Raw genomic sequence first — 24,632 nt, forward strand, 5'->3', positions numbered from 1 at the left:
AAGGGTGTGTCACAACCCACTTTGAAGAAGGAAGGTGTTACATGGACCGTGTGGAATACGAGAAACTGATTATTCAAGATCTAATCAATCTTCACAAGAGCGGGGACCTCGAACTGAATCCTTGGTACCAACGCCGGTCCGCAGAGGGGTCAAGTCCGCTCTTGGCTCATGTAGCGCCACCTTTCAATGCGGCGAGCCTCCGATAGCAGTTAAGAGCAGGTTCGACTTCTATCCCCACCCTCCTGACTCCCCGGCCCGCTTATCCGCCCAATGAGCGCCTGCTGGCGAGGTCACTGCATGATTCCGGTTGATAAACATTCGGTATTTTGAGAAGGTTTTGCGAAAAAGGAACTATTGATGGAGGAGGAGCGGGGCTGTGCGAGCGGTCAACCCCCTCTTGGCTCATGTCAGGCTACCTTGCGACGCCCCGAGCAAAGAAGATGATTCAAAAGCAGATGTGGCACCTGTAGACGGCGCAGCAAGGTCTGTCGGCTTTCGTGAAGCAAGTCGTGGAAGGGCAGTAAAGCAGAAATAGGGGTAGCATGAGCCCAGAGCAGACCGGCCCCCTCAGCTCCATTGCATCATCGTAAGGACGCGGCAGGACAGCAGGACCCCGTGGGTGCGTACAACTTGCGGTTCCCTGGCTTGATCAGCCTCGCCATCCTGCCGAAAGCCTCTGGCCTCAACTTTCCCGACCGAGAGTGCCTATTATCTCTTGCTCTTTGCGGCGCCGGTAGCAGCTGGGGCCTTCTTTGCGGCCGGTTTCGCGGCCGGTTTTGCCGTAGCAGGCTTAGCTTTAGCGGGCGCTGCTTTAGCGGGTTTTGCCTTAACAGGTTTCGCTTTTGCAGGTGCTGCTTTTGCAGCTTTTGCCTTAGCAGGGCTCGCTTTAGCAGGTTTTGCTTTGGCGGGTGCTGCTTTGGCCGGTGCTGCCTTGGCTGGTTTTGCTTTGGCTGGTGCCGCTTTGGCCGGTTTTGCTTTAGCAGGCTTTGCCGCAACTGGTTTTGCCTTAGCCGGGCTCGCTTTAGCGGGTTTTGCTTTAACAGGTTTTGCTTTAGCGGGGCTTGGCTTAGCGGGTTTTGGCATGACTCAACCTCCACGTTGTAATGGCCCCCGCCTATATCACCTTGTTCCAGTCAGGTCCAGTACTTACAGCGGGAAGTTAGCAGGTCGGGGTAACTTTTTTTTCGGCAATGTTCAAAGCCAGAACACAAGCGGTCACATCTGCCCCTTGGTTCATGCCAGCCTACCTCTCGACGTGCGAGTCTCAGCAATAAGCCGAGAGCTGACTTGACCCTCATGCGTAACGACTTGCGGCAGGACTCTTAGACACCATATACCACTTGCCACAATTCTTGACCGTTTGTACAACCCGGGTGCCTAAAAAACCAGTAGGGACCAGAGCCTGCCCCGGACCGCGATCCGGGGTTCCTGTCACGCCAGGGGCGTGATTGATTTATATTGGCAAAATGTGCCGGCACGGAGGCCGGCACCTACTACTTTCCCGGAACCGCTTTGCGCAATCGGACATTATTTTTGACACTTCCTATAAGCCCCTTAGGATAGATGGAAACCACTGCGGCGGGAAAACTCCTTTGCAAACCCTGTGGAAACAGGTAAACCCTTTTGAAAGAGAAACCACCAACCAGAGGTCAAGCCATGAAAATCAAGATCAAGATAGGCAACCTTTCCATGGATGCGGAACTCAATGATACCGCAACCGCCAAGAAAGTGGCCGATGCCCTGCCCTTCACGACTTCGTTCAGCACGTGGGGCGATGAGATCTATTTCTCCATCCCGGTCGATGCCCCATTGGATGAAAGCGCCAAAGAAGTGGTCGAGGTGGGCGACCTCGGTTACTGGCCTACCGGCAAGGCGTTTTGCATCTTTTTTGGGATGACGCCTGTGAGCAGCCCTGGAAAGATAATGCCCGCATCCGCGGTAAATATCATCGGCAAGGTGTCGGGGGATGCTAAGGCCTTCAAGAAGGTCATGAACGAAAGACAAGTTACGCTTGAGAAAGCGCCATAAGACGTGTTTCACTCAAGGTAGCCAACTTGGCGAAAAAGGGATTACTCGACCTCAGCAGCCAAGGCAGCTACGGCTTCAATTCTTTCCATTACGATTGAAATACGCTGCTGACTTGCGTCATCCGGGGACAAGAATCCAGGGGCCGCGTCCAGAAAATCCTCTTGTTGCAAGAAGGCGCGGAATGTCTTGTGATTTTACATCAATGTGGACATTTCATTTTCGATTCGTGAATTCCGCAAGATTTTTTGACAACTAGTTGAAATAGTGGCTAAATGCTGCTTCAATACACCAGACCCATGCGACATTCCTGAATTCCGTTCAATCCATGGCCTTGCACGAAATTGATCTGCGCGCTAAACGCCTTTTATATCGGCTTACCGTCACTTCACCAGATAGCCATTTCAACGAATGGTTGACGCGTCTAACTGATTGTGCCATACTATTAGCATACAAACGAGAAAGAGCAATAACCAAGCCCTTGGCACGACTGTGCTGCCAATCTTGTGGTGAGATCACAAATAATATTTCCTCACGCTAGGCCCCATGGGCACGGCACGCCGTGCGCCGTACATAAGAAACATTGGCGACTGCGTCCGGGGGTAGGGGCGCCGCGTGGAGGCTGTCTCAAAACTGACAGTTTCACCGCTTGGTCGGTACGGCGCGGTTCGTGAACCGCCCAGAATCAGGGCGCTTCTCGAAGCGCCCCTACCCTGAAATCCGTCCATCTCAAGGTTTTGAGCAGCCTCCGTGCTGCGCCCCGATCGGAATTGTATGCGAAGCGCACCGGCAATGGGCTCCAGTACAATTCGGTCGCGGAATGATGTTCCCTCAAAGCAAACCGAAAACCTTTAACTCAGCCGGCGAATTTAACCTTTTCTTGCATAAACATACATTCTGATTGTTGCCCTTGCATCCAAGCCTTGTGTCTCGAAGTGCGCAATTCGGGACATGGGGGATAGTCTCGACCGGCTGCCTTCCTGAGGCAATCCAATCCACCACCAATACACACAGGGACTACGCACATGAACACAAATAACGGTACGAGTCCTCTCCCTTACGAAGCCAACATGAAGCTCGCAGGTATGATTTTGCAGGAAATGGAATTCATGAGCTTCACAAAAGAAAGATACGATCTGTCTTTTCCGGATCACGCCAAAGAGCTATCCCGGCTCCAAATGTGGTCTATGGCAAGGCGCAAAGTAGTGGAAGAGCTTTGTGTCCCTGATTGCATCGCTGAAGAATACTTGCACCTTCATCGAGCCACAAGCTTTTAACTCAAAACCCCAAACAGATAGGATTGTAACCATGACCGACTCCCTGCACGACTTCCCGGTTGATGACGGCCTCAGCCCCGAGATTTCCATGACCGCAGACATGCTGCCACAGCCCGAGCCTGACCATCCGGCTATTGCCCCGCGTCCCTCGCCTTCCAAGAAATTCCAGGAGGACGCTTTTGCGTACGTGACCAAATGGTGCGGAGCCGCAAAGGAGTTCATCAGCCGGAAAATAGAGCGGTGGAAGCTTCTGGAAGATCTGTATCACAATCGGCGTGAACTCAATTCATGGGCTGCTCGATCCAATTTGACGGTCTCGGAGAACCGGGCCGGGCTCAGAAGACGCCAGCTCTCGGACAAGAATCGCTGGCAAGCAGACATAATACTGTCTCCCTCTTACATCGTGGACAATTGGGCTGACAAGGCCTACCAGTCGATTTTCAGCGGACCGGAATGGTTGACGATTCTGCCGGAGAACCCGCAAGGCCCCTCAACCGAGGACCTTCAGTTCCCCGCATCTTTCAAGCTCCAGGAGCTTCTTTTGACCCGGCTGGCAGAAGGTCAAATTCACGTGCGGCTGTACGAAATACTCCAACATCTGGTCTTGTACGGGTCTGTATATGCCAAAGTTTTCTGGTATTCAAAAACCGTTAGTCGGCACCGATGGGATTATGAAACGCTTGAAGTGGTGGACGACGAGGAGACGGTCTATGACTGTCCAATCGTCCAGGTGATCCCGCTTGACCGGCTGCTGGTGGACTGGACCGCCACTCACAGTGACGTGCAAAGGCATACCGGGATCGGCCATACCGTGGACAAAACCTACGAGCATGTGCTGGAACAGTTCGATCGTGGCATCTATAACCTGAACCGCTCCGCGTTCCTGGAACGGTGGAGAACAGCGCCTCAGTCCGGCGGAACAGAAGGTAACGAACTTCTCCACGACCAGGACAGCGACGATCTCGATGCGGATGAAATAGGCAAGCTGACGGTGTGGGAATGGCACGGTCGAGTTCCCACACGAAGCGGCCATAAGGAATGCCTCTGCACGATCATAACCGAAAAGGGAGCTGATTCGCCGGAAGACGGCATAATGGTTCGTTTGACGGAATCACCCGTGCTATGGTCCGGGCTGCGACCCTTCCTTGCAGCGCACTACACTCCTATGGCCGGCCCGCTGGGAGTCGGCGCTGTTGAGAGCAACCTGGACCTGATTCATGCCATATCCCAGTTCATAAGCCAGTCCCAGGACAATGCCAGGCTCACGGCCAATGCACAGCTCATGGTTAGACGAGGGTCTTCCGCGGCCCGGCAGATAAGTACTGAAAGCGATGTGGTCTATCCGGGCAAGGTTTGGACGGTTGACGATCCCAACGATGTGTTGCCGTTTCCATCGCTGAACTTCCCTCAGCAGGAGGTGAACAGCCTTATTGATTATCTCAACGGCCTTTTGGAAAGGCGCACATCGGTTTCAGAAACCACTCTCGGGCTCACGACGAGGGGAAAGACAGCCACGGAAGCTCACATCCTGCAAGAGTCATCCACAATGCCTTTTACGACCAGGACGGACCTATTCGCCCGAAGCTTTCTGGAGCCTCTTGGCAAGGTGGCGCTTGCGATGCTTCAGCAGTTCCTGTTGGAAGATCAGACCATCACCGTACGGGACTTCAATGGAACAGATGTGCCTCTCATCGTCACAGCCCGTGAGATTCAGGCAGGCCGTTTCAGGGTGGTGGCTACCATCACCCGCCAGGACTCGACTCGGCTGGCAAAGGCCCAGAGCATCGAACGAGTCCTTCCCACTCTGGCGCAATTTCAGCCGATCTTGGCCCAGGAAGGTGTGCAGATCTCATTCTCGGAAATCATAAAGCGATATCTGGACTTGATCGGTGTGGACGGCGTGGAAAGGGTCCTGAGCAGGATGGACCCGCGGTCCGGGCCGTCTCAAGAGATGATGGCCGCTATAATGGCTCACGGTGAGAATGGGCTTGGTGGAACCCCAGAGCCGCCGAACTCGCCCACTCGCCTCGTGGAAGACGGCGGACCGCTGGGGCCTGAGCCAACCGACCGGAACGCCCTGGCACAACTCTTACAGCTCCAGGCCGCGGGAGCGCTAGGCGGACGGGGATGACATGGAGGAAATGCGGGGAGGACCTTTTTGCAGACGGAATTGTTCACTTTACAAAGAATGCCCCACTTCCGTGGAGATCATCACGCTGGTCACAGGATGTCCGCTCTTGTTCTCATCCCCTGGCTCCTGTAGGGGCGACCGGTGGTCGCCCTGATGCGGGCGCACGCCATGCGCCCCTACAGGATCAGGAGATGCAGGTCCGGACGATGACAGGCTAAGCAGTCTCTTCTTTGCCAATTGCATAATTCCATTCCACTTTGACGATCTTCCGGATGACGCTAAACGAGCTTTCTTTGCCAAAGTTAAACCCGGAAAAGGAAAAGGCCGCTCACGCGAAGAACAGCAGAAAAGCCAAACAGTTCATGAACAACCGACTCCAGGAGAACTCTTCGAAGCAGTGGAACAGGCCTTGTTTGAACGACACTGGGGCGATCCGTTCATGCCGGAAAACTTGCGGCCCATGCGGCTTCTAGTGACGGCTGAAAGCAATTGGGGATTTAAGGATTCCTCGTTCCCAGGCTCCAGCCGGGGAACGGGTACCGGGAGGCTTTGCCTTCCACAAGATGCTGTGCGGGACATATCCCGGTATGTCCGGGCTGGAGCCTGGGAACGAGAAGAAAAAGGCGACAGAGTTTGGGGAGCGGCTAGAAAAGCTGAGTTCTCCGGATGCAAAGCGGTTCGAACACGAGACATCTGCGACGTCGGAACTGCAACCGGAGTTTGGAGCGGAATGACACAGTTTTTTTCCCGAATGATCCATTTGATTGGTGGTGCACGACGTGGTAAGGTTGAACTTCAATGTCGATGTGAAGGTGCCTCGACCCTTCGGCAGCAGCACCGGTGACCTTGGCTGAATGTTCCTTCTTGACAAAGGCCCCGTGAGATATGATATGAAGGGTAATTAATGAGAGTTGGATGCAAGGCGATGGCCTTGTCGTTCGCAAGAAGACTCGAAGCGCAGTTACGGAGGAAGTCTGGTGCTCTCAAATGTTAAGAGTTGGATCTCAGGGGGAGCACAAGGAGTTTGATTATGTCTAAACCCGCAGTGAAGACAGGGAGCCGATTGTCGGCCGACTCCACCCCAAGGAAGCGCGAAAGCACAAGGCATGCGGAACGGGAGAATATTTCCTACAGGCCGAGACCAATTCTCAGCAAGGAAAGTTTTGACAAACTCATAGCAGAATTCGCTGAACAATATCCCCGAGAGAACAAATCTAAAGGGTGAGCGGCTGAGCCGTTAGCCTAGATGGCGTACCTGTTCCACCAATTTTCAGGTGTCAGTATCCATCCATAATGCCGCTTCCTGTTACAGCCGCGGAAAGGTGAAACGTCATGTCAGGGATTGGGGAGGCAGGATTTGGCATTGCTCACTTTCTGTTGCACCACTTCCAAAGAGGCGCTATGTTCCTCTTTGGACGAGCCTTCCGCGAAACCTGCAACAGGCTTCACACTGCTACAGACCGCATTCGAGACGACTATTTTGACCTGTACCTTAAATGCCAGCAGAGACAATTGGATGAGCGCGCGCTTCGTAAGGCGGTTCGTGATACCGGACAGACCCTTGTTGACATTCTTTCTCAGATTCTGCAAGACGTGACCAAACAGCCCATTGTTTCGACACTGAAACTAATTGTAAGTACGGGCAGCGATCCTGAATATGCTTCCGTGGTACGAAGCAACAACGTGAACGTTGGACGGCCAGATGACGGAGAGCGTTTCAGAATAAGCCAATGTGCTCCTCTAGAAGAGATCTATTTCAGGCACAAATCTACCTATGTTCGCAACGAGCTGAGGCAATATGCCAAGCGCAACGGGTTCAATAACCCTAATCCCGACTGGGCAAGGCATTACAACTCACTTATGGTAGTTCCAATCAGAATCAGACGTGAACTAATTGATGCTACCTGTAAGGATCCCCGAGAGTACGAGATCGTAGGATTCTTTTGGTGTGATTCAGTAGCAGCCAAACCATTCCGCGCTTCACTGGAACCTATCTGTGTGGCGGCTCTGTTATGCGTCGCTGATGGATTTTATCATTTCCTCGAACGTATCAATCATTATCGCACGCGGCTACCTTAGTCCAACGCAACTGACTCAGCAGGGAGCCCCTCAACTAGATATTATGCGGAATGAAGGCTGTAGGAGGTCTTTCCTGAGTCCGTAACCCAACAATTCCAAAATACAGCATCTGCCCGTGGCCTTAGTACTCGACTGCGTCACGTGGGACCTCTGCCTTCATGTGTTGCCTCGACCGAAATGACGTCTGTATTTCGTGGTGGACGGCCTCTATCTCACTATTAGTGTTGATGGGTTCCTTGCCTGCAGCGCCGGCAATTATCACGGTCTAGAACGAGAATTGCTCCAAATCAATTTCGAAACCATTTGAGATGGCAAGCCATCAATATGGTATGGCGGTGTTACCGCCACGGGCATGGGACGGTCTTCGACCGCCATCGGGATTTCGGGACCGACGGTCATGGCACGCCCTATATTGGTGGGACAGCCGTCTCGCCTGTCTGTTAGAATGACGGGCAAGATGCCCGTCCCACCATTCCTGGGGTGGGCTATGCCCGCCGATGGTTGCTGGCAACAGACTAGCCTGGACCACGCTATCGGACATTTCTTTTGGCAACTGCTATAGACTCACGTTTCCCGACTTCACCGGGACGTGTCAACTAACATCATTTCATCGTGACTCGCGTTTTTCATAATTCCTTCATGTAAATCGCCACATGAAAGGGGGTGGTGCCATGTCCATGGTTTACAGGGACTATTTGCTTTTCCGCGACGGGTGGGACGAGGACACAGAAAAGGAGACCGAGGAAAGGCTTGTGGAAGCGGCTTCCGGCCCAACCTGGCAAAATCTCTTCCTGCCGGCATTCGTGGAAATGCTCAAACGGGAGCAGTTTATCAAGATCATGGAATGCCTCGACAAGGACAAAAACCTGGAATTCAACCGCGGTTTTGTCGCGGGAATTGATCTGGTTCTGAACAAACTGGATCGTATCTACATCAAAGCCCGGCCTCACATGAAATAGTACGACGCCGGAAGGAGGAAATGGTGAATCTGAAAGAATTGCTGGAGAGAAAAAGGCTCAAGCCCGGCAGCGAAGCCATTGACCAAATCGACGCTGAAAACGTCGATCCGGGAACCGCGGACTCTGGACCTTCCCAGGAGGCTCCAGTAGCAGAGCAGGCGGCGGAATCCCCCGGGCCTGAGCCGGGAAGCGACATGCCGCCGCAAGAGGAACTCCTGAATACTTACAGGACCCTCGAGACTCGAATTGCGGCCATGGAGGAACAGGCGGGAGCCTATCGCCGCATGCTGGAACAGACAGGCATGGATGCGCAGATGCTCCGGAAAAAAGCGGACGATGAGACTTTCCTGCAGTCTCTTCGTTCCCAGTACGACGCTGACCCGCTTTCGGCAATCAACAAGCTCGTGGAGCGGGCCCAGATGGAACTCTGGCAAATGATGGAGAGGAGGATCGACGGAGCGTTCAAAGACCAGCGCAACTTCAAGATGCTTCTGCAAAAGTTCCTCGATGATCCCAAGAACGAAGGCCTGAAAAAACATAAGCGCCTTGTGGAACATTTGATCATGGACCGAGGAGTACGGCCGGAAGAGGTCGGGGCCATCATCCGCGACATCGAATCTAACAGCTCGCAGAAATCCCGCCTCAGGGCGGCCGCGGCCAAGGAAATAAGGAACCAGGCCGCTGTTGAGACCGGTGGCGAAATGGGCGAACCCGTGGACAAGGACAAGGACCTGGATCGGGTAATTAAGGACGCAAAGACCCTGGATGACCTTTTCGCGGGTCTGCGCACCATCAAAATCTAATTGATATGGGGCGCTTGCCGAGAAGGCCCGGGCCCTTTGGAATCACAACCAACAAATTAAGGAGACAATTGCAATGGCTGGAAATGTTTCTGACTTTATGAAGCTCTGGACTCAGGGCGACCCTGAATCCGAACGCTCCCTTCAGAAAATCCTCCGAGGTGGGCTCGACAAGGTGGTCCAGGAGGAAAGCGACGTTCTGTCCAAGGTTAAGATCGGTGATCCGGTAGCCGGCCCCGTGGTTCGATGGATGGAGGAATGGGGATATCCGTCGCGAATTACTGCAAGGCTCACCGGCGATACTCTCACCTTTTCCGGACACCTGTTCGGCCAGCCGGTCAATGCGGAATCGGTAAGGAAAGCCGTTCGCGTGGGCACCATTCTTGAACGGCCGTCGGACGGTGTTCAGGCCAAAGCGGTTTCGGTCGATGGTCTGACCGCTTCCGTGACCGCATATGGCAACACCACCCTGAGCGATGACACCGGGCCTGTCTATTGGGATATCATCGCCGAGGTATGGTCCGACTATCGGGATGCCTCTGACCCTCGCGCACTCGACAGGATCTTCCGGGAGGTGGGCACTCAGATCCATGCGGAAACCTTCGAGATCCCCAAAACCCGCAAGAACACGAAGTACGAGGTGGTCAACGACGAGGTCAATCATCAAGTCAAGGCTCTCATGGCCAAGCTCAGACGCCAGTTGGCTTATGCGGTGCTTCGCTCCAGGCCTTACCACGATGGTTCGGACTTTGTGTACGGCAATAAGACCGAAGAGCCGACCATGTGCGGCATCTGCACCTGGCCGATAATAACCCAGGCCGAACTCTCCAATCCGAATGTTTTCGTGAACAAAGCAGGTGCCGCGCTAACAAAGACCGACCTGGACAATCTTGCCCGCCACCTGTGGCTCGACGAGCATGCCAACTACAACACAGGCAACTGGTGGATTGTGTGCCATCCGCTCACACATCAGTACATCCATGATTTCGACATTTCATACCGCCGGATGGAGAAAGACGAGAAGGACATAGGATTCCACGTTGACACCTTCGACGCGAAGATCGGCAAGCGTTTTCCGATCCTTTCCGACAGGTACATGAGGCCTGATACGCTGATCATGGTGAATTTCAAAGAAATGGAATACGGGTTCTTTGCCAATGACCAGATCGAACGCAAGGAGATTCCCACTCAGGGCCGTTACCAGCGCTGGCTGATCTCCTTCCAGACCTATGGAGTTGTGGCTCGAAACCCCAGAGCCAACATCGGCATGATCTACGGCCTTCCGGCCGACTAACTTTAGGGGGACAATTGCGGGGAGCCCCTTTTTGTGAATGGTAGGGGCCGGCCTCCGTGCCGGCCCTCAGGGGTGCACCGGCAGGGACGCCGGTGCCTACCAACCCCCCGCACCCCTCTCCAAAAACTTTTTCGGAAGTATGCACTTGGCACTACGGACCACAATCATCGCATTTCAGTTGACGGCCTGCGCGAGTATGATAAGAGTTAATCGCTTTCAGCGTTGTCTTCTTGCGGTTACGTGTCTACCTGTAGAATATTTTGACAACGTGCTCGCGATTAAGATATGATTACATGTTTCCTATAACCAATCATCCTCGACAGGTTTTCCGATGACCGCGGAAATAGTCATCATGAATAATCAGGCCGTTGCCCTTGCGGCGGATAGTGCCGTCACGATGAGGGACCAGGAAAGTCACAAGATCTTCCCCTCTGCCAACAAGATTTTCAGTCTGTCTAAATACCATCCGGTTGGGATAATGGTCTATGGCAGTGCTTCTTTCATGGGTATCCCATGGGAGACGATAATCAAAATGTACCGGTCACAATTGGGCACTCAACATTTCCCTTCACTCCGTATATATGCTGATAGGTTTCTTTCTTTCCTGGGGACGGCATCGACAATCTCTAGCGAGGCACATCAAGAACAGTATGTGGCTGCATCCCTTTCGGCATTGTTCTCTTTCCTGTCAAAAGAGGTAATCAAAGCAGCCAATGACAAAATGTGCGCTGGTGTTCGATTGACGGAAACAGGCATCAAGAGAATAGCCTCTCAAGCGATTAAACAGCACTATGAGTTCTGGTTGAAGGGACCATTACTGGAGAATCTTCCCTCAGATTACAAACGTGATCTCAAGAGGAAATACATCGGAATTATAGAGAAGTACAAAAAGGAAGCTTTCGAGAAACTGCCCCTGTCCCAGAAGACATCACGAACTATTAACAATATTGCACTTGAATACTTTAGCAGATCTCCGCTGGCACATACGGGAATCTCTGGTTTGGTGGTTGCGGGGTTCGGCACAGATGATGCGTTCCCTTCCCTGGTTTCTTTCTCGATTGATGGTATTGCAGCCAACGTATTGCGATATGTGCGCGATAGCGAAATGGAGCTGGGGCTTGGGACGGGAGCATCAATCGCGCCTTTTGCGCAAAGTGAAATGGTGGTTCGATTTATGGACGGCGTTGACCCTTTATATGAGCGAACCACAAAAGGACTTATTGCCAATATCCTGCACCAGTATCCCCAGGTCATTATTGACAACATCCCCAACTTGACGCATGCTCAAAAGAAGGGGCTAAAGGCAAAATTGGCGGATGAAGCCCAGAAGCAATTTGAAGGCATTGAGAAAATGTTGGCTGAGTTTAAAAAGGAAGAGTTTTCGAGCCGCGTACTTAAGGTCGTAACTATGCTTCCCAAAGACGCGCTAGCGTTGATGGCAGAATCTTTGGTTAGCCTAACTTCATTCAAGCGGAAAATGTCTATGGAGGCGGAAACCGTAGGGGAACCTATTGACGTAGCCGTCATCTCAAAAGGCGATGGTTTTGTTTGGATAAAACGGAAGCGCTATTTCCCCGCTGAGTTGAATCAACAGTTCTTCAGAAATTACTTTAGGAGAATAGATGATGACAAAAATAACAAAGGGAGAAAGAAAAAAGTTTAGAACCCTCGATGAATTCGAGAAAGAGTACTTTCCTAATCTGCATGAGCGAAAAATCCTTGAGGCGGAAAGGGAGGAACCTACTCTTTTCGTTCAGCGATTGGTTGCCCCTCTTTTCGATAACATCAAGCGAGAATTGACAAAGAGATAGACGCACCAGCGAAACGCGGGGACGATTGGCGATTTTTTTCTTTTGCGTTTGGTTCTTCTCTCCATTACAACCACTATTCTTCTTCGAACCTTTTTAGCTCTTCAGGGTCAACCTGCATAAATGCCCTGATCACATTCTCTGGATCATGTTCATAGCAAGAGAGGGGTTTGAGACGCTCTTTTCGGCCGTTCTTTTTCTTGGGGCTTACTATTGGCCTGCCAGGGACCCCAATTTGCCTGCGTTCCCTGAACGAGACTTCTATACCGACGTGGCCGACGAGATCTCCTATCGTTTTGGTCTGGGGCCGGCTTTCAACGAGTGGCTCAGAAAAGAAGGCCCAAAGCTGGGCGCGGAGAAAATGATCGATCTGGCCAAACAGTTTGCGGAGCATCTCCAACAGGGGTCTACCAAAGGCCATGCCGATGGAGGGTCTGGTGGCCCAATGCCACCTTCACCCGGGCAACAGGAGGCCGGCCCTCTTGAAATCAATGTTCGCGGACAGAAGTTCAAAATTCCCGATTTTGTGGTCCAGGGCGAACTGCGACTTAACTGGGGCCAGATTCCTAGCGATTTCAACAAATGGCTCCGTAACCGTTAACTGGCAGACAAAAAAGTGAGGCCCCCTGTGGAGATTGGGTTACGGCCGACTCGGAAGAGTTGCGCCTTATACCAGTTCGCTATTATTGTCGTAACACACTAGATGTGAGCTGTCATTGCGAAGAGCGACGTCTCGCGTTCGGCGGGAAAGCATTTTCTCCCCGCCGAGATCGGTTCGGGCTGACGTCCTGGCAATGCTGGTGTAACGCCCCGAGTAACTGAGGAGTTGGCTTTCCCCGATGGAAGTGCTGGCCATAGGCATGGTCATCTGATACAAAACAACAATCCGGCGGCGGGGGCACCGCTGTGGAGCCAGTTCCATGTAATGGAAAGGAGTGGCTTCGATGAGACGAAATTTGTGGTTTCTTACATGCCTGATTGGGTTAGCATGGTATGTCCTCTCCGTTCCCTGTATGGCTCATGATGTCTACTACAACGAAGCCATTCAGGAGTTTGGACAGATGCTCCAACACGGCAGGTTTGCAGACGCATTGCCGGTTGCCTGCCGTCTCCTGGAAATGGCAGAGAAGGACTCCCAAGGAGATAGGCTAAACATGGGTACCGCCTTGTCGGCACTGGCTGGCGTGTACACCATGCTTGAGAGGTATAAAGAGGCAAAGCCCCTTCTTGAAAGGGCATTGCCAATTTTGGAACAAGAAGTCGGAAGACAACACTACTTATTCGCCACCATGCTGGAAGCGCTGGCAGGTGCTCAGGCCAAGACCTCTCGGTTTGACGAAGCCGAGGCGTCGTTCCGAGAGGTTATTCGCATCCGGGAGGGCCTTTTCGGCGCTGATGACGACTCTGTCGGAATTGCTTATTACAATCTGGGCGTTGCTCTTATTAAGGCGCGCAAGTATGAACAAGCCCGTGAACCATTGACAAGGGCCTTGGAAATCAAGGAAAAGGCGCTGGGGCCTGACCACCCCAAACTCGAGGAACCGCTCGACGCCTTGGCACAGGCCTGCTGGATGACCGACGACACTGAAAAAGCAATCGAATACGAAGACCGATCGAGAAAGCTAAGGGCAAAGTCAGCCGCAAAAGCGCAGGAATCAGCCGGATCTGAACCTGAATCCGCTCCCAGGTAGTTCATTCTCCGAAGAGGAAAAACCGCGTCAAGGCTATCAAGTTGGCGTCGCTGGTGAAATAAGATGCCAACTTGCTTCCCCTGCCAGCCACGTCTTTCCTTGACACCAGAGTTCTCCGTGGACAAGGATACAGGTAGAATTATTTCTTACTGTTGTTAGCGGTTCCGAAGGAGGAAATTGTGAAAAGGTCTGCGCTCCTTATTCTGACGGCCTTTTGTTGCGTTCTTTTTTTCGTTCAGATCTGCTTCTCCGCGGATAAAGGCTCGCTGCAACCGATTGGTCCAGAGGCTATCTGGACGGAGGCCGACAAGAATATCAAATCAGTCTTCAAGGAATGCGGCTCAAAGAAGGCGTCGGACTTCGGCGAGTGCTTTGTCTCGTTCATGCAAAAGCATGGAGCGTCGCCGCAGGCCGTGGGATTTGCCAGACTTACCGACAACACTGGCTACCTCCGGGCTTTTCGTGAAGCCGGCCCGGTGGACATCGCTTATGTAGCGTATCCGTTCAGGGCCAATACCAACTACGGTTACCTGCTCGTGAACGGCGATCCGCCAATGGTGGATGTTGACAGCCTGAAGCTGCCGAAAGAGCAACTGGTAAAAGACCCGGCCTATACAAAGCTGGTCCAGCGATTTCCCAATGCCGAGATGTGGCCTGAGGACCGCTTTAGCACTGAGGCGCCGGTTGTGGAACCACTTCCGGGCGGTGGGCAGCGCTTCGTGGTGGAATACCGACTTACCGACCTTTGCCGTGCGTGCAAGGAACTGGGAAAGGCGAAATTCGGATTCGATTTTGATGCCAACGGCAAGTTTTTGGGCATTAAGTTGATGGGTTTGGAAGAGATCAGGACCGCGCTAAAAGATTAAAGCAGGGGGCCAACACCTGCGAATTTCTGGAAGAGTTTCCGGGGAGGCCCTTTTTGCATCCGTCGTCCCGGCGAAAGCCGGGACCTTGTAGGCACCGGCCTCCGTGCCGGTGCACATTTTGGCCGGCAGGGACGCCGGCCCTACGATTCCGGACCCTGCCCCGGACACCGATCCGGGGTTCGCAAGAATGACGTTCCCCGGACCCCACCGCAAAAACTCCCATGATCTTGGCCCGTTGTCGCTCTCAGCGACAACGGTCGGGGGTCGGTAAGTCCGAAATCTCCTTCAGGCAGAGGGATTTTGAAACCGCTTTCAGCAGAGAGGGAATCATGAAACGTTTTTTCGCCACAACGCTAATCTTCCTGTGGGCCTTTGCCGTAATCGGTTTGGCGCCCTGCTTGGCTCAGAACCAAAATCTTGGTCCGCAAGATAAGGAAATTCAGGACATGGGCCGTTCGTTTGGGATGGACCCCGCTCTGTGTGAGGGACTTCAAAACCAAATAGATAAGGTGGTCAATATCGCCCACTCGGCAGCTAGTGAGGATGAGAAGGTATCCCAGCTTACGGAAGCTCTGGCCGAATCCCTAAAAAACATGCGGGAATCAGGCACGAAAGACCCCGAGGTGGACCGCATCGTCAAACAGTATCTGACCATCATCGAGGGACTGCTGGCCACGGCGCGAGACTCTTGGCGGGCCGGCGACAAACAAATTCCGGCCGATGCAAAGAACGAGATGGAAAAGCTGAAGATAATGACCGGGACCTATTTGAGCATGATGAGAATAATGTGTCCGAAGCTCAAGTTGCCGGATGTGATGACAAATAAGTAATAGCCTGAATCCAAAGAACCTGTGAGCACGGACGCGGATATCTTATACCGGTTGTCAAAAGTAATGCTCGTTTGGCCACTAAACGATCAGTCTGGTGTTCGGGCTCTATCGACGGGGCCTACTTTGCCAGAGCGTCATGACGCGCGTGGTTCCCGCGAAAGCCGGAACCCGGGAAATCCCGGGAGACGCGGGACGGGATTCCTGCTTCCGCAGGAATGACGATGTCGGGCCGCCTCGAATCGGACAAAATTTTTGGCACCGAGTATGACATCAACTGCATGACCGCCCATTGGTATGAGTCCGAAGAAACCGAGTTACGCAAGAATGCCCGAGAAATCCAATAACGATAGCCAACTCCGTGATATTCTGTCTCACTTTGACCAAAGCGCAAAGGCGTGGAATGATCTTTACACGCTCCCCACTTCTGCAAACGATGTAGTGCTTCAAAATCGCTTGGCCTTCGCTCTGGAGCTACTGTCCAATCACCTTCCCACCGATTCCACGGTGCTCGATGTAGGTTGCGGACCTGGAATTGACGCAATTGGGCTGGCCCGTAGGGGATACAAAGTGAAATGTGTCGACATATCTCCTCAAATGGTAGGACTCTCCAAACGAAACTTTGCCGATTGTGGCCTGATCTATAGCGATCGCGATTTTGTTGTCGGCGATTTTATGCAAGCGGATTTCGGCACGGGGCCATTTGACGGCATTTTAGCCTTGGGATTTCTGGAGTATCAGACCGACGAACTCGCTGTGATCAGGCGTTTTCGGGAGCTGTTGAGGCCGGGCGGGGTATTGATCGTTTCCGGGCCTATCAAACGGTCTCTAAGCACTCTGTTCGGTGCCACAGTATTCATTCGGGGACAACGCGGCGGCAAAAGCCTCACGGTCAATCGCTACAGTGTTGGTCGTATGACACAGCTTCTCGCTGCATCCGGTTTTCAGGTCAAGGACTTCGTGAGACACGGTTTTGCGAACTTCCCGCTTGTAGAAAAGAATTTTGGGCTCAAAGGCGGGCTTTGGTTGCAGGGATTCCTAACCAAAGTGTCGCGATTCCTGCCGATAAAAACCTTCTGCAACGACATCGTAGTCGCCGCCACCAGGATTTAGGATGGAAGGTTATTCATGCTCGATAGCTTGAAAGCCATTTGGCGCAAACTGCTTTTTGATCGGGCCTCTCCCGAAATGATTCTCCTGCTCAAGCACATACGGTGCGTCGGGAGTTCATTCTATTTCCCGCTTTCTCACAAGCTGGTGCGGCAACCGGGGATTACCAGGGGCCGCGTTTTGGTGCTTGCTCCTCATGCGGACGACGAGATCATCGGCCTGGGCGGTACAATGGCCATGCATTTGGAGGCTGGGACTAGAATACTGGTGCTGTACATGACCGCCGGCGATAAAGGGGACTCGACTTTGGTCGCGCAAGACCTGGCGAAGGTCCGGAAGAGGGAAGCGGAGGAGATTGCGAAGAACTTTGGATTTGAAAGCGTCTTCTGGCAATACGAGGACCAGCGTTTAGGTGACCATGTGACTGAGGCCGGCTTGAAATTGAGCGCGATCCTGGACGCCTGGAGGCCTGACTCGGTCTTTGTGCCGTCGTGCATAGACTCTCACAAAGACCACTTCTCAGCTAATCTTGTCCTGGCTGAGGCCCTTCAAAAAGGAAGTTACGACCATATTCCGATTTACGGATATGAGGTTGCTACGGATATCCCTTTTCCGAATCACGTCGTAGACATAACCACCCACTTTGAAAAAAAGATGGAAATGCTCTCGTACTACAAATCGCAGTCCGGATTCATCAATTACTCCAGATTGTGCATGTTACGGAACGGACTCAATTACGCCAGGTATGTAGATGGGCAGGCAGAGGGCTATGCGGAGGCTTACCTGCGATGGCCGGCATCGAGTTATAGACAAGTCGTAAAAGATCTCGCCCGTGAATGCAGGATCTGATAGGAGTCGGGGCATTTCCGGGCCATATGTGTGAAACATCAGTAAGTTACTGCCCATGACTTAGTGATTTCAATCAATGGTTGACACGTCTAACTATTTGGTGTATGATAGTATTTAAATGGTGGGGGAACAAAAGAACACCTTCAATAGTTACTGCATTCAAATACATAATGTAGCTACACTCATACTTGGTCCACCCGATCGTTTTTTGTCGGTTCCGAACACCTGACCGAGAATATCCTGTAAGCTTTAACCTCCAGCACGTTCGATTTGACCAACATTGCCCTGCGGCCCGCTTCAGCCTACAAATGTTTACTCGAAGTAGTCCTTACTAATCCTTGACCTGCAATCGAACCTCGACCGACATACACCATAGGAGAGTGGAAATGGCTGCTATTTCGCGAAAGACACCCAGGAGAACTGCGTCAACCCCACCCGCGTCGCAGTATTTTGAAGAGTATTGCCCTGTTCAGAGTTTTGCCTGGATCGGCAAATCCGGTGACGCTCAAACTGATTTCCCGCACTGCGGAGACGCGGACTTCGATGAGGTGGAAAACACCGGGATTGCCGGTCTGGCCCTGGATGCTCACGGTGACGACGCATATCTGGTGTGGCGGGTCCCTCAGCAGATGAATTTGAGCGAGGGCCTCGGAGTGCAACTGGTCTACGCAAGCGCTGCTCCCGCTGAGGCGACCACTGGTTCCGCGTCCGGAAAGGTGGCATGGAAGCTTGGTTTCGCCAGAATCGGCGAAAGCGCGGAAATGAGCGGCATTGCCTATGAAACGCCGGTGGGCAACGGCCGAGATTTCCAGGAGATAAACTATAGCGGAAACGCGGCTTACTCCGGAGAAGCAAAACTCATGGCGTCCACATGGGCGGAAGTCTCCGGCCACATCGGCGGAAACCCTTCAGCAGGGACCAACTTCCGCCATGGGGACCTTGTTGTCCTCAAGATCACCAGGGACTCCGGTTCAGTTTCGTCCAACATACCTGTGGCACTGCTCGGCGCTACGATTCGATACCAAAGAGATCGCTTGTAGGAGCAAGGAAATTGCGGGGAGAAGCTTTTTTACACAAAAAAGTTTCCCCCGGAAGTTCCTGCCCTCCTCTCCAACTGCACTTACCGATACGACCCGGCGCTCATAATTGATCCTTAATTGCAAGGGACCGCCTGCGCCGGGTCCGGTCCCTCTGAGGCGGGAATGCCATTAAGCGCGCTGAAAAGTGCCACAAAGCATTCCACAAAGCACACCTGTTCCAAAACACATTTCCATCAAGGAGGTGGCGGAAGTTGGCAATTAGTCCGATATTAAGAGATGCTAACGGATTTGCGCTCTTCGATCGCGGTTCGGAGCTTATTACCAAGCGTTACACCGGGGTGGACACCGTTGGCCGCTCCATATCCCTGGATACGGACGTGAAGGCAATGATCGTCCACATCGAAGGGAACTCGCCGAAGACCAGGCTCACCGGGACAGTTTCAGGGTCGGAAGAGATCATCTGGACTTCCGACGGCCTCACCCTGCCCCAAATACCCGTGGTGAAAGAACCCAACGAGCCCATTATGACCCTGGCCGCACAATCAGGCACCATCAACGTCTCCGTCTTGGCCTGGCGCTAGGATGGTTTCAAAACCTGCTAGTTTTGGAAGAGTATCCGGGGAGGCCCTTTTTGCAAAAAGGGCCTCCCCGGACCCCTCCCCAAAAACTCCCATGATTTTGGACCATTGTCGCCGTCGGCGACAATGGTGTGGTACGGGAGACCGCGGCACCAAATTCCCGTTCCGACGTTTTGAAGCAGCTTCTAACGTCAGGTCCCTCACCCTGCTTGCATAACTCCAGTCGGCCCGAAGAGTCCTGGAAGCCGTTTTGGTTATGTAGGTAACTTGTCGGACCCAATACTAGAAGGCGAGGAGAATTTCGGGGGAGGTTCCTTGTGTAGGGAAGTTTCCCGCAGTGCCTCCTTCAAAAAACTCCATATCTCGCCCGCTGGGCAGCCTCCGCTCATGGCGGAGGCTGCCCAGCGGACAGGATATAGAAGTTTTTGGGGAGGGGCGCGGGGAGACCCTTTTTACAAAAAGGGTCTCCCCGCAATCCAGGGGGAATTATGCGCATAACTGCATGCGTGGCTACAAAGAATCGGACCGACATGCTCCACCAGTTGCTTTGGAGCTTGATTCGGCAGGAATACAAGGACTGGGATCTCGTGATTGTGGACGACTCGGACGTTCCGGTGAATTGGAACAGCATCGGGGTCTATCCCAGGCTATTCAGTGAAATCACCAGAACAGGCCACGATATACGAATCGCGGCCGGCCCGCGGGTCAGCCGCATAGGCGCGGCCTATCAGGTCGGGCTCAAGGTGGCGAAAACCGAGAACCCGCTGTTCTTCAGAGTCGACGACGACTCGTGGCTGGAAGCGGATTACTTTTCGCGGCTCGTACAAGTGATGAAGCAGGATGACGTTGGAGCATGCGGAGGATTGTTTCTCCATCCCGGCCAGGAGATCGAAACGCTTGAACCTCACGACCCAAGGTACAGCCACGCCACCATAGAAGGGCTTTCCGATCAGGTAAACATCCAGTGGTGCCGCCACAAAGCCTCGGATTTGGTCCCGGTCGAACACCTTACAGCGAATATACTATTCAGCAGAAAATGGCTGGAGAGGATAGGCGGATTTGAAACCCTGCTCTACAACCAGCACCGGGACGAAACTCAGGCTACCTGGCGTCTCCATGTGGAAGGGGCCAGGCTGTTTGTCCATCCGCTGGCAATCGCGTGGCACCTCAGGGCTTCGGGAGGAGGATCTCGGGGTTATTCTCCCGATGTTTATCTGAACGATCACCGAAAGTTCATGGCCCAACGCAAAAGCATGAAACCGGGCATTCACCTCAACCTGGGACATGCCATTGGCGACGGATTCATGGCCACCCCAATGATCCACATGATGCGGGAGATGAACCCGAACCGAAACCTCGCGGTTTTTGCGCCGTGGGCAAAGGCGATTCTCGATGGCAACCCCGATCTTGACGAGATAGCCGACCACCCGTTGGATGCGCAGCGAACTGTCAGGCTCGAACAGTCGGTGTATGCCTGGGCGAGCGCAAACGGGTGGAAGGGGCATTTGGCGCAGGCATACTGCAGAATGTTCGATCTGCCCGAACCAAAGGACCTGACCCCGCGATTCTTCTGGAACAGTGACAAGGGCTCTTTCGCTCAAACCATCCCCGAGGGGCCTTATATAGTCATAGCCCCGTGGTCCACGGCCAAGACCTTCGATTATTACGGCCCGAGCGGAAACAAGAATTGGCCGCTTGACCGTTGGCCGGAGGTGGTTGCTTGGGCCCATGAGAAAGGTTTCCGTGTGGTTCAGCTCAGAGGTTCCAAGGAGGAGCCTCTGATTGACGGAGTGGATGTGGACCTGTGCGAGCGGCCGCTGCGAGAAGCATTCGCGGTTGTGGAGAAAGCCTCGCTGATGGTCAGCGTGGATACTATGGCTCACCACGCGGCCGCGGCTTTCGGGGTCCCCGGTGTCGTTTTGTGGGGCCGTTCCAAGGCCAGTCATTTTGGATATACGAAAGAGAACATCATCAACATTCAAGGGGAGTGTCCTGGCATCGCGGTCCAGAATCACGCATCGGGTGTTGCTATCGCAAGGACGCACGGCCGTGCGCCTATGGACGGCAATTCCTTGATCCTGGAACGGCCCTGCATCAACGACGACCAGTGGGCCATGGACAAAGAGGCTTGCCCGATTCCAGGCCACCCCTGTATGGCCGGGATATCGACCGACACGGTGATAGCTGCACTAGAACGTTTGTGGGGAGGCCCGTTTTGAAAATGGTAGGGGCCGGCCTCCGTGCCGGCCCTCAGAGGTGCACCGGCAGGGACGCCGGTGCCTACCAACCCCACGCCCCTCTCCAAAAACTTCTGTATCCTGTCTGCTGAGCAGCCTCCGCCGGCGGGCTGAAGCCTGCCCAGCAGAAACGAAATAGAGTTTCTTGAAGAGGCCCGTGGCAACGTTTGACTCATGTTAATTTTTTGTCGGATTAGGAAGGACGACTTTCCGTCATTCCTGCGAAGGCAGGAATCCAGTCCCGCGTCTCGCGGGATTTCCTGGGTTCCCGCCTTCGCGGGAACGACGGGTGTGCAAAGCAGGACTGTTGGGAGAGAGGCTGGGGAAAGCCGGAGACTATTTCCGGCAATTGACATGTGGCAGCTTCCAAGGGCCTGACATTGTCCTTATGTGGCTTCTCGCGCGTACCAACCCACTTCGGAGCCTAGACCCTTCGACGCAAATTACCTGCCATAACACACCATAATTGGGGAGTTTTTGGGGAGGGGTCCGGGGAGGGCGTTTTTGCAAAAACGTCCTCCCCGGAAACTCTCCGCAAGGTTACAAGAAAGGCTGCACAATGACGCAGATCGTTGGTGACGCAACGCACATTAAAGGCCGATTGCTCAGCGGAAATCTTTCCTCGGGCCAGACGTGGGTTTCCGACGGCTCACGGATGGTTCCTGCCGGCAATGAAGCGTACAAATTCATAGATGTTGAAGGCAATTTACTTACCGCGACCGGCAGCGAAGACACTCTTTATCTAAGCGGCGTCTCCGGGATCGCATTGGCCTTGGAAACATCTTCCGGCACGGGAACAAGCAGCATCCGGCTGGAGGTTTCCGGGTTGGTCAGCGGACAGATCCCCGACTGGTCGGCAATCAGCGGGACAGCCTGGGGTGGTTCCGGCATAGCGGAAGGTGGTTCGGGTATGGCCGCCGGTGCCTCCGGGATCGCGACGGGTGCAAGCGGAATAGCTGTAGCCGCGAGCGGCATGGCTTCGGGTGGAAGTGGAACAGCTACACAGGCCCTGGGCATCGCTGTTGGGTCTTCCGGAATAGCAGTCGGAGCGTCAGGGATTGCCGCAGGCGGGAGCGGGATTGCAGCCGGGACTTCGGGCGTTGCCGTCGGAGCTTCAGGAATGGCCCATTACGCGTCGGGCAAGCTCGATGACACGGATCAAACGTCCGGTATAGTGCTGTCTTCCGGCAACGGATTTATGGTCTTTTCCGCTTCTCCGCTGTCAGGGCAAGTGCTGAAGGCTTCCGGAAGCAATCTCCTTACCGATCTCTACTGGGCGGTGGATCAGACCGGTTCCGGCGGCGGGTCGGGCTCGGGGAACTCCTATGCGTTTATCAATGTCCAGGGTGCGACCATCGCGGCCAACACCGGCGACGACATTCTCAATTTTTCCGGACGGTCCGGGATATTTCTGGCCGCCACATCCGGAGACGGCCAAGGCCAGGACATTATCTTTGCGGAAGTCTCGGGTTTGGCTTCGGGCCAGATACCCAACTGGTCGGACATTTCAGGCGCGGCTTACGGAGCTTCGGGTATTGCCGTGGGAGCATCGGGAATCGCTCTCGCGGGCGTGACCCCGGATTACCTACCGCCTCGTTTCGTTTACAAGGACACGGATGAAATATACATCCCGCGGGGAAGGTATTACAAAGCCGGCTTTCGTTGGAGAGGGCAATTTCAAGGCACCGCGAGCATTGCGCAGTATTGGGATGTAAGTTCCAGGTTCTCGGCCAAGATTGACTCCACTTACTCGCCTGGAACCTCTCCGGGAATGATCGGAGGCGCCAAGGTCGCCAATTCTTGGTACAGCGTTTTCCTGGTAGGGAACAGCCCTAACGACGTGCTGGTGTTGCCGTTTGTCCGTGTAAAGGCGATTAGTTACTCGTCCCCCAACAGTATTATCAATCCGGGCAATCACAACAGCGCTGCAAATTATGAGGACGGGTTCTTTCTCTCGAATGGCGCTTGGAATGACTATCGGCTCGTAAAGCGGTCATGCGACTCGAACGACGGAAGCGTCCATACAATTGCGGACACAATCAACGCCGCGCATGACGAAATTCGAATCGTAGGTGACCTGACTGCGGAGTTGGCAGCGAACGACTGGTTGCAGCTCGTGCCGCCCCCAACCATGCCTTGCCTGTTCCTCGGGCTTGTAAGAATAGACGCGAGCGGCAACCTCGGTGAGTGCCGGAGCGTGGCCTCAGAAGCCGCATCTACTGGGGAAGGCATTAAAGAGGTCGTCGAAGGCAGGCTCGCGTGGGGTAGCGACACTGAACTCGCATGGAACCCTGTTCGAGGCTATGGAGCGGCTTTGTGGATGAGCGATGATTGGCGGGTGGTGACGCCATCCCATTCCATAACAATGTCCAACACCGCGATTGATATTGACGGCAACACGTTGACGGACAACGCCAACTACGACGTTTTCGCCGAGGGAGACGGCAGCCCCTTCAATTTCCGCCTGGTAGCAAAACGATGGACCAACGACACCACCAGGGCACAAAACCTGGCGCGGTTGGACGGGGTTTTGGTCTACGACAAGGACACCGATATAGGGAGGCGCCGCAGATTCCTGGGAACAGTCCGGCTGAGGAATGACGCAGGCACGCCCAAATTTACCGATTCCGTCACGAAGCGCTTCATCTCCAACATTTACAATTCGGAGCAAGTAAGGGTGGCTGCCAGCGCTCAGGCTAACGGAGCAGCGGTGGCCGATGACTCTTACGCGCCTTGGACCAATTGGGGTTCGCCGGGAATAGGCGCAGTTTTTGCCGGCACTCAAACATTCGCGGTTTTCGCACCATTCGGCGGACAGACGGATCCTGCCAACGCGGCCGGTCGCTTAAGCGTGGTGGTGGCCTTGGACGGTGCCCCCGGTGGAGTAGAGGGTAGCACTCCTGGAACTGCCGGAATCATGGCAATCGCCAGGCAACCTATGTACATCATCGAGATTGCGGCACCCGGTTATCATTTCATAGATCTTTACCGCAAGCGGTTTGTGAGCGGAACTAGTCCTCTTCATTGGGCCGTAAATGTTGAGGGAACTATTTTGGCGTGA

At 53.7% G+C, this 24,632-nt stretch carries 21 protein-coding genes; 20 read left to right on the top strand and 1 reads right to left on the bottom strand.

Annotation, left to right across the window (positions count from 1 at the left end; all coding sequences use genetic code 11):
* Window positions 1–41: 41 nt before the first annotated feature.
* A complete protein-coding gene (locus HY913_18775; protein ID MBI4965328.1) occupies window positions 42–206 on the top strand; it encodes a hypothetical protein in 165 nt (54 codons plus the stop codon).
* Between the two features lie 502 nt (window positions 207–708).
* Here HY913_18775 and HY913_18780 read toward each other — a convergent pair.
* Window positions 709–1,083 (bottom strand): hypothetical protein, encoded by a 375-nt coding sequence (locus HY913_18780; protein MBI4965329.1) that lies wholly within the window; start codon window positions 1,081–1,083, stop codon window positions 709–711.
* A 573-nt stretch (window positions 1,084–1,656) separates the two neighbouring features.
* Here HY913_18780 and HY913_18785 point away from each other — a divergent pair.
* From HY913_18785 to HY913_18875, 19 genes are all read left to right on the top strand, one after another.
* On the top strand, window positions 1,657–2,028 hold the full coding sequence (locus tag HY913_18785) for a hypothetical protein (protein ID MBI4965330.1): 372 nt from the start codon (window positions 1,657–1,659) through the stop codon (window positions 2,026–2,028).
* A gap of 1,022 nt (window positions 2,029–3,050) precedes the next feature.
* A complete protein-coding gene (locus HY913_18790) occupies window positions 3,051–3,302 on the top strand; it encodes a hypothetical protein (protein ID MBI4965331.1) in 252 nt (83 codons plus the stop codon).
* A 31-nt stretch (window positions 3,303–3,333) separates the two neighbouring features.
* Window positions 3,334–5,433 carry a hypothetical protein gene (locus HY913_18795; GenBank protein ID MBI4965332.1) on the top strand — a complete coding sequence of 700 codons (2,100 nt, stop codon included), beginning with the start codon at window positions 3,334–3,336 and terminating at the stop codon, window positions 5,431–5,433.
* A gap of 1,332 nt (window positions 5,434–6,765) precedes the next feature.
* A complete protein-coding gene (locus tag HY913_18800; GenBank protein ID MBI4965333.1) occupies window positions 6,766–7,512 on the top strand; it encodes a hypothetical protein in 747 nt (248 codons plus the stop codon).
* Window positions 7,513–8,183: 671 nt separating this feature from the next.
* A complete protein-coding gene (locus tag HY913_18805) occupies window positions 8,184–8,471 on the top strand; it encodes a hypothetical protein (protein ID MBI4965334.1) in 288 nt (95 codons plus the stop codon).
* Window positions 8,472–8,491: 20 nt separating this feature from the next.
* Complete coding sequence (locus HY913_18810; protein ID MBI4965335.1) at window positions 8,492–9,274, top strand: hypothetical protein; 783 nt, start codon at window positions 8,492–8,494, stop codon at window positions 9,272–9,274.
* A 73-nt stretch (window positions 9,275–9,347) separates the two neighbouring features.
* Window positions 9,348–10,565, top strand: coding sequence for a DUF5309 family protein (locus HY913_18815; GenBank protein MBI4965336.1), 1,218 nt, complete (start codon window positions 9,348–9,350; stop codon window positions 10,563–10,565).
* A gap of 352 nt (window positions 10,566–10,917) precedes the next feature.
* Window positions 10,918–12,228 (top strand): hypothetical protein, encoded by a 1,311-nt coding sequence (locus HY913_18820; protein ID MBI4965337.1) that lies wholly within the window; start codon window positions 10,918–10,920, stop codon window positions 12,226–12,228.
* Window positions 12,188–12,376 carry a hypothetical protein gene (locus tag HY913_18825; protein ID MBI4965338.1) on the top strand — a complete coding sequence of 63 codons (189 nt, stop codon included), beginning with the start codon at window positions 12,188–12,190 and terminating at the stop codon, window positions 12,374–12,376. The genes HY913_18820 and HY913_18825 overlap by 41 nt, the downstream gene beginning before the upstream one ends.
* 145 nt (window positions 12,377–12,521) lie before the next feature.
* Window positions 12,522–12,974, top strand: coding sequence for a hypothetical protein (locus HY913_18830; protein MBI4965339.1), 453 nt, complete (start codon window positions 12,522–12,524; stop codon window positions 12,972–12,974).
* A gap of 343 nt (window positions 12,975–13,317) precedes the next feature.
* A complete protein-coding gene (locus tag HY913_18835; GenBank protein ID MBI4965340.1) occupies window positions 13,318–14,064 on the top strand; it encodes a tetratricopeptide repeat protein in 747 nt (248 codons plus the stop codon).
* A 179-nt stretch (window positions 14,065–14,243) separates the two neighbouring features.
* Window positions 14,244–14,930, top strand: coding sequence for a hypothetical protein (locus HY913_18840; protein ID MBI4965341.1), 687 nt, complete (start codon window positions 14,244–14,246; stop codon window positions 14,928–14,930).
* A 329-nt stretch (window positions 14,931–15,259) separates the two neighbouring features.
* Window positions 15,260–15,760, top strand: a complete 501-nt coding sequence (locus HY913_18845) for a hypothetical protein (protein ID MBI4965342.1) — start codon at window positions 15,260–15,262, stop codon at window positions 15,758–15,760.
* A gap of 324 nt (window positions 15,761–16,084) precedes the next feature.
* The gene (locus HY913_18850; GenBank protein MBI4965343.1) at window positions 16,085–16,870 is read left to right on the top strand and encodes a methyltransferase domain-containing protein; all 786 of its coding nucleotides are present in this window, start codon (window positions 16,085–16,087) and stop codon (window positions 16,868–16,870) included.
* Between the two features lie 15 nt (window positions 16,871–16,885).
* The gene (locus HY913_18855) at window positions 16,886–17,716 is read left to right on the top strand and encodes a PIG-L family deacetylase (protein ID MBI4965344.1); all 831 of its coding nucleotides are present in this window, start codon (window positions 16,886–16,888) and stop codon (window positions 17,714–17,716) included.
* Window positions 17,717–18,102: 386 nt separating this feature from the next.
* Entirely contained in the window at window positions 18,103–18,756 is a 654-nt protein-coding gene (locus HY913_18860; protein MBI4965345.1) for a hypothetical protein, read from the top strand.
* A 251-nt stretch (window positions 18,757–19,007) separates the two neighbouring features.
* Complete coding sequence (locus HY913_18865) at window positions 19,008–19,337, top strand: hypothetical protein (protein MBI4965346.1); 330 nt, start codon at window positions 19,008–19,010, stop codon at window positions 19,335–19,337.
* A 485-nt stretch (window positions 19,338–19,822) separates the two neighbouring features.
* Window positions 19,823–21,553, top strand: a complete 1,731-nt coding sequence (locus tag HY913_18870) for a glycosyltransferase (protein ID MBI4965347.1) — start codon at window positions 19,823–19,825, stop codon at window positions 21,551–21,553.
* 577 nt (window positions 21,554–22,130) lie between these two features.
* Window positions 22,131–24,632 (top strand): hypothetical protein, encoded by a 2,502-nt coding sequence (locus HY913_18875; GenBank protein MBI4965348.1) that lies wholly within the window; start codon window positions 22,131–22,133, stop codon window positions 24,630–24,632.

The organism is Desulfomonile tiedjei, assembly GCA_016212925.1.
Classification (GTDB): domain Bacteria; phylum Desulfobacterota; class Desulfomonilia; order Desulfomonilales; family Desulfomonilaceae; genus JACRDF01.

What these genes read in the sequence shown, in the direction of transcription:
- HY913_18775 (MBI4965328.1), top strand. Translation starts at nt 42, where the DNA reads ATGGACCGTGTGGAATACGAGAAACTGATTATTCAAGATCTAATCAAT.
- HY913_18780 (MBI4965329.1), bottom strand. Translation starts at nt 1,083, where the DNA reads ATGCCAAAACCCGCTAAGCCAAGCCCCGCTAAAGCAAAACCTGTTAAA.
- HY913_18785 (MBI4965330.1), top strand. Translation starts at nt 1,657, where the DNA reads ATGAAAATCAAGATCAAGATAGGCAACCTTTCCATGGATGCGGAACTC.
- HY913_18790 (MBI4965331.1), top strand. Translation starts at nt 3,051, where the DNA reads ATGAACACAAATAACGGTACGAGTCCTCTCCCTTACGAAGCCAACATG.
- HY913_18795 (MBI4965332.1), top strand. Translation starts at nt 3,334, where the DNA reads ATGACCGACTCCCTGCACGACTTCCCGGTTGATGACGGCCTCAGCCCC.
- HY913_18800 (MBI4965333.1), top strand. Translation starts at nt 6,766, where the DNA reads ATGTCAGGGATTGGGGAGGCAGGATTTGGCATTGCTCACTTTCTGTTG.
- HY913_18805 (MBI4965334.1), top strand. Translation starts at nt 8,184, where the DNA reads ATGTCCATGGTTTACAGGGACTATTTGCTTTTCCGCGACGGGTGGGAC.
- HY913_18810 (MBI4965335.1), top strand. Translation starts at nt 8,492, where the DNA reads ATGGTGAATCTGAAAGAATTGCTGGAGAGAAAAAGGCTCAAGCCCGGC.
- HY913_18815 (MBI4965336.1), top strand. Translation starts at nt 9,348, where the DNA reads ATGGCTGGAAATGTTTCTGACTTTATGAAGCTCTGGACTCAGGGCGAC.
- HY913_18820 (MBI4965337.1), top strand. Translation starts at nt 10,918, where the DNA reads ATGAATAATCAGGCCGTTGCCCTTGCGGCGGATAGTGCCGTCACGATG.
- HY913_18825 (MBI4965338.1), top strand. Translation starts at nt 12,188, where the DNA reads ATGATGACAAAAATAACAAAGGGAGAAAGAAAAAAGTTTAGAACCCTC.
- HY913_18830 (MBI4965339.1), top strand. Translation starts at nt 12,522, where the DNA reads ATGTTCATAGCAAGAGAGGGGTTTGAGACGCTCTTTTCGGCCGTTCTT.
- HY913_18835 (MBI4965340.1), top strand. Translation starts at nt 13,318, where the DNA reads ATGAGACGAAATTTGTGGTTTCTTACATGCCTGATTGGGTTAGCATGG.
- HY913_18845 (MBI4965342.1), top strand. Translation starts at nt 15,260, where the DNA reads ATGAAACGTTTTTTCGCCACAACGCTAATCTTCCTGTGGGCCTTTGCC.
- HY913_18850 (MBI4965343.1), top strand. Translation starts at nt 16,085, where the DNA reads ATGCCCGAGAAATCCAATAACGATAGCCAACTCCGTGATATTCTGTCT.
- HY913_18855 (MBI4965344.1), top strand. Translation starts at nt 16,886, where the DNA reads ATGCTCGATAGCTTGAAAGCCATTTGGCGCAAACTGCTTTTTGATCGG.
- HY913_18860 (MBI4965345.1), top strand. Translation starts at nt 18,103, where the DNA reads ATGGCTGCTATTTCGCGAAAGACACCCAGGAGAACTGCGTCAACCCCA.
- HY913_18870 (MBI4965347.1), top strand. Translation starts at nt 19,823, where the DNA reads ATGCGCATAACTGCATGCGTGGCTACAAAGAATCGGACCGACATGCTC.
- HY913_18875 (MBI4965348.1), top strand. Translation starts at nt 22,131, where the DNA reads ATGACGCAGATCGTTGGTGACGCAACGCACATTAAAGGCCGATTGCTC.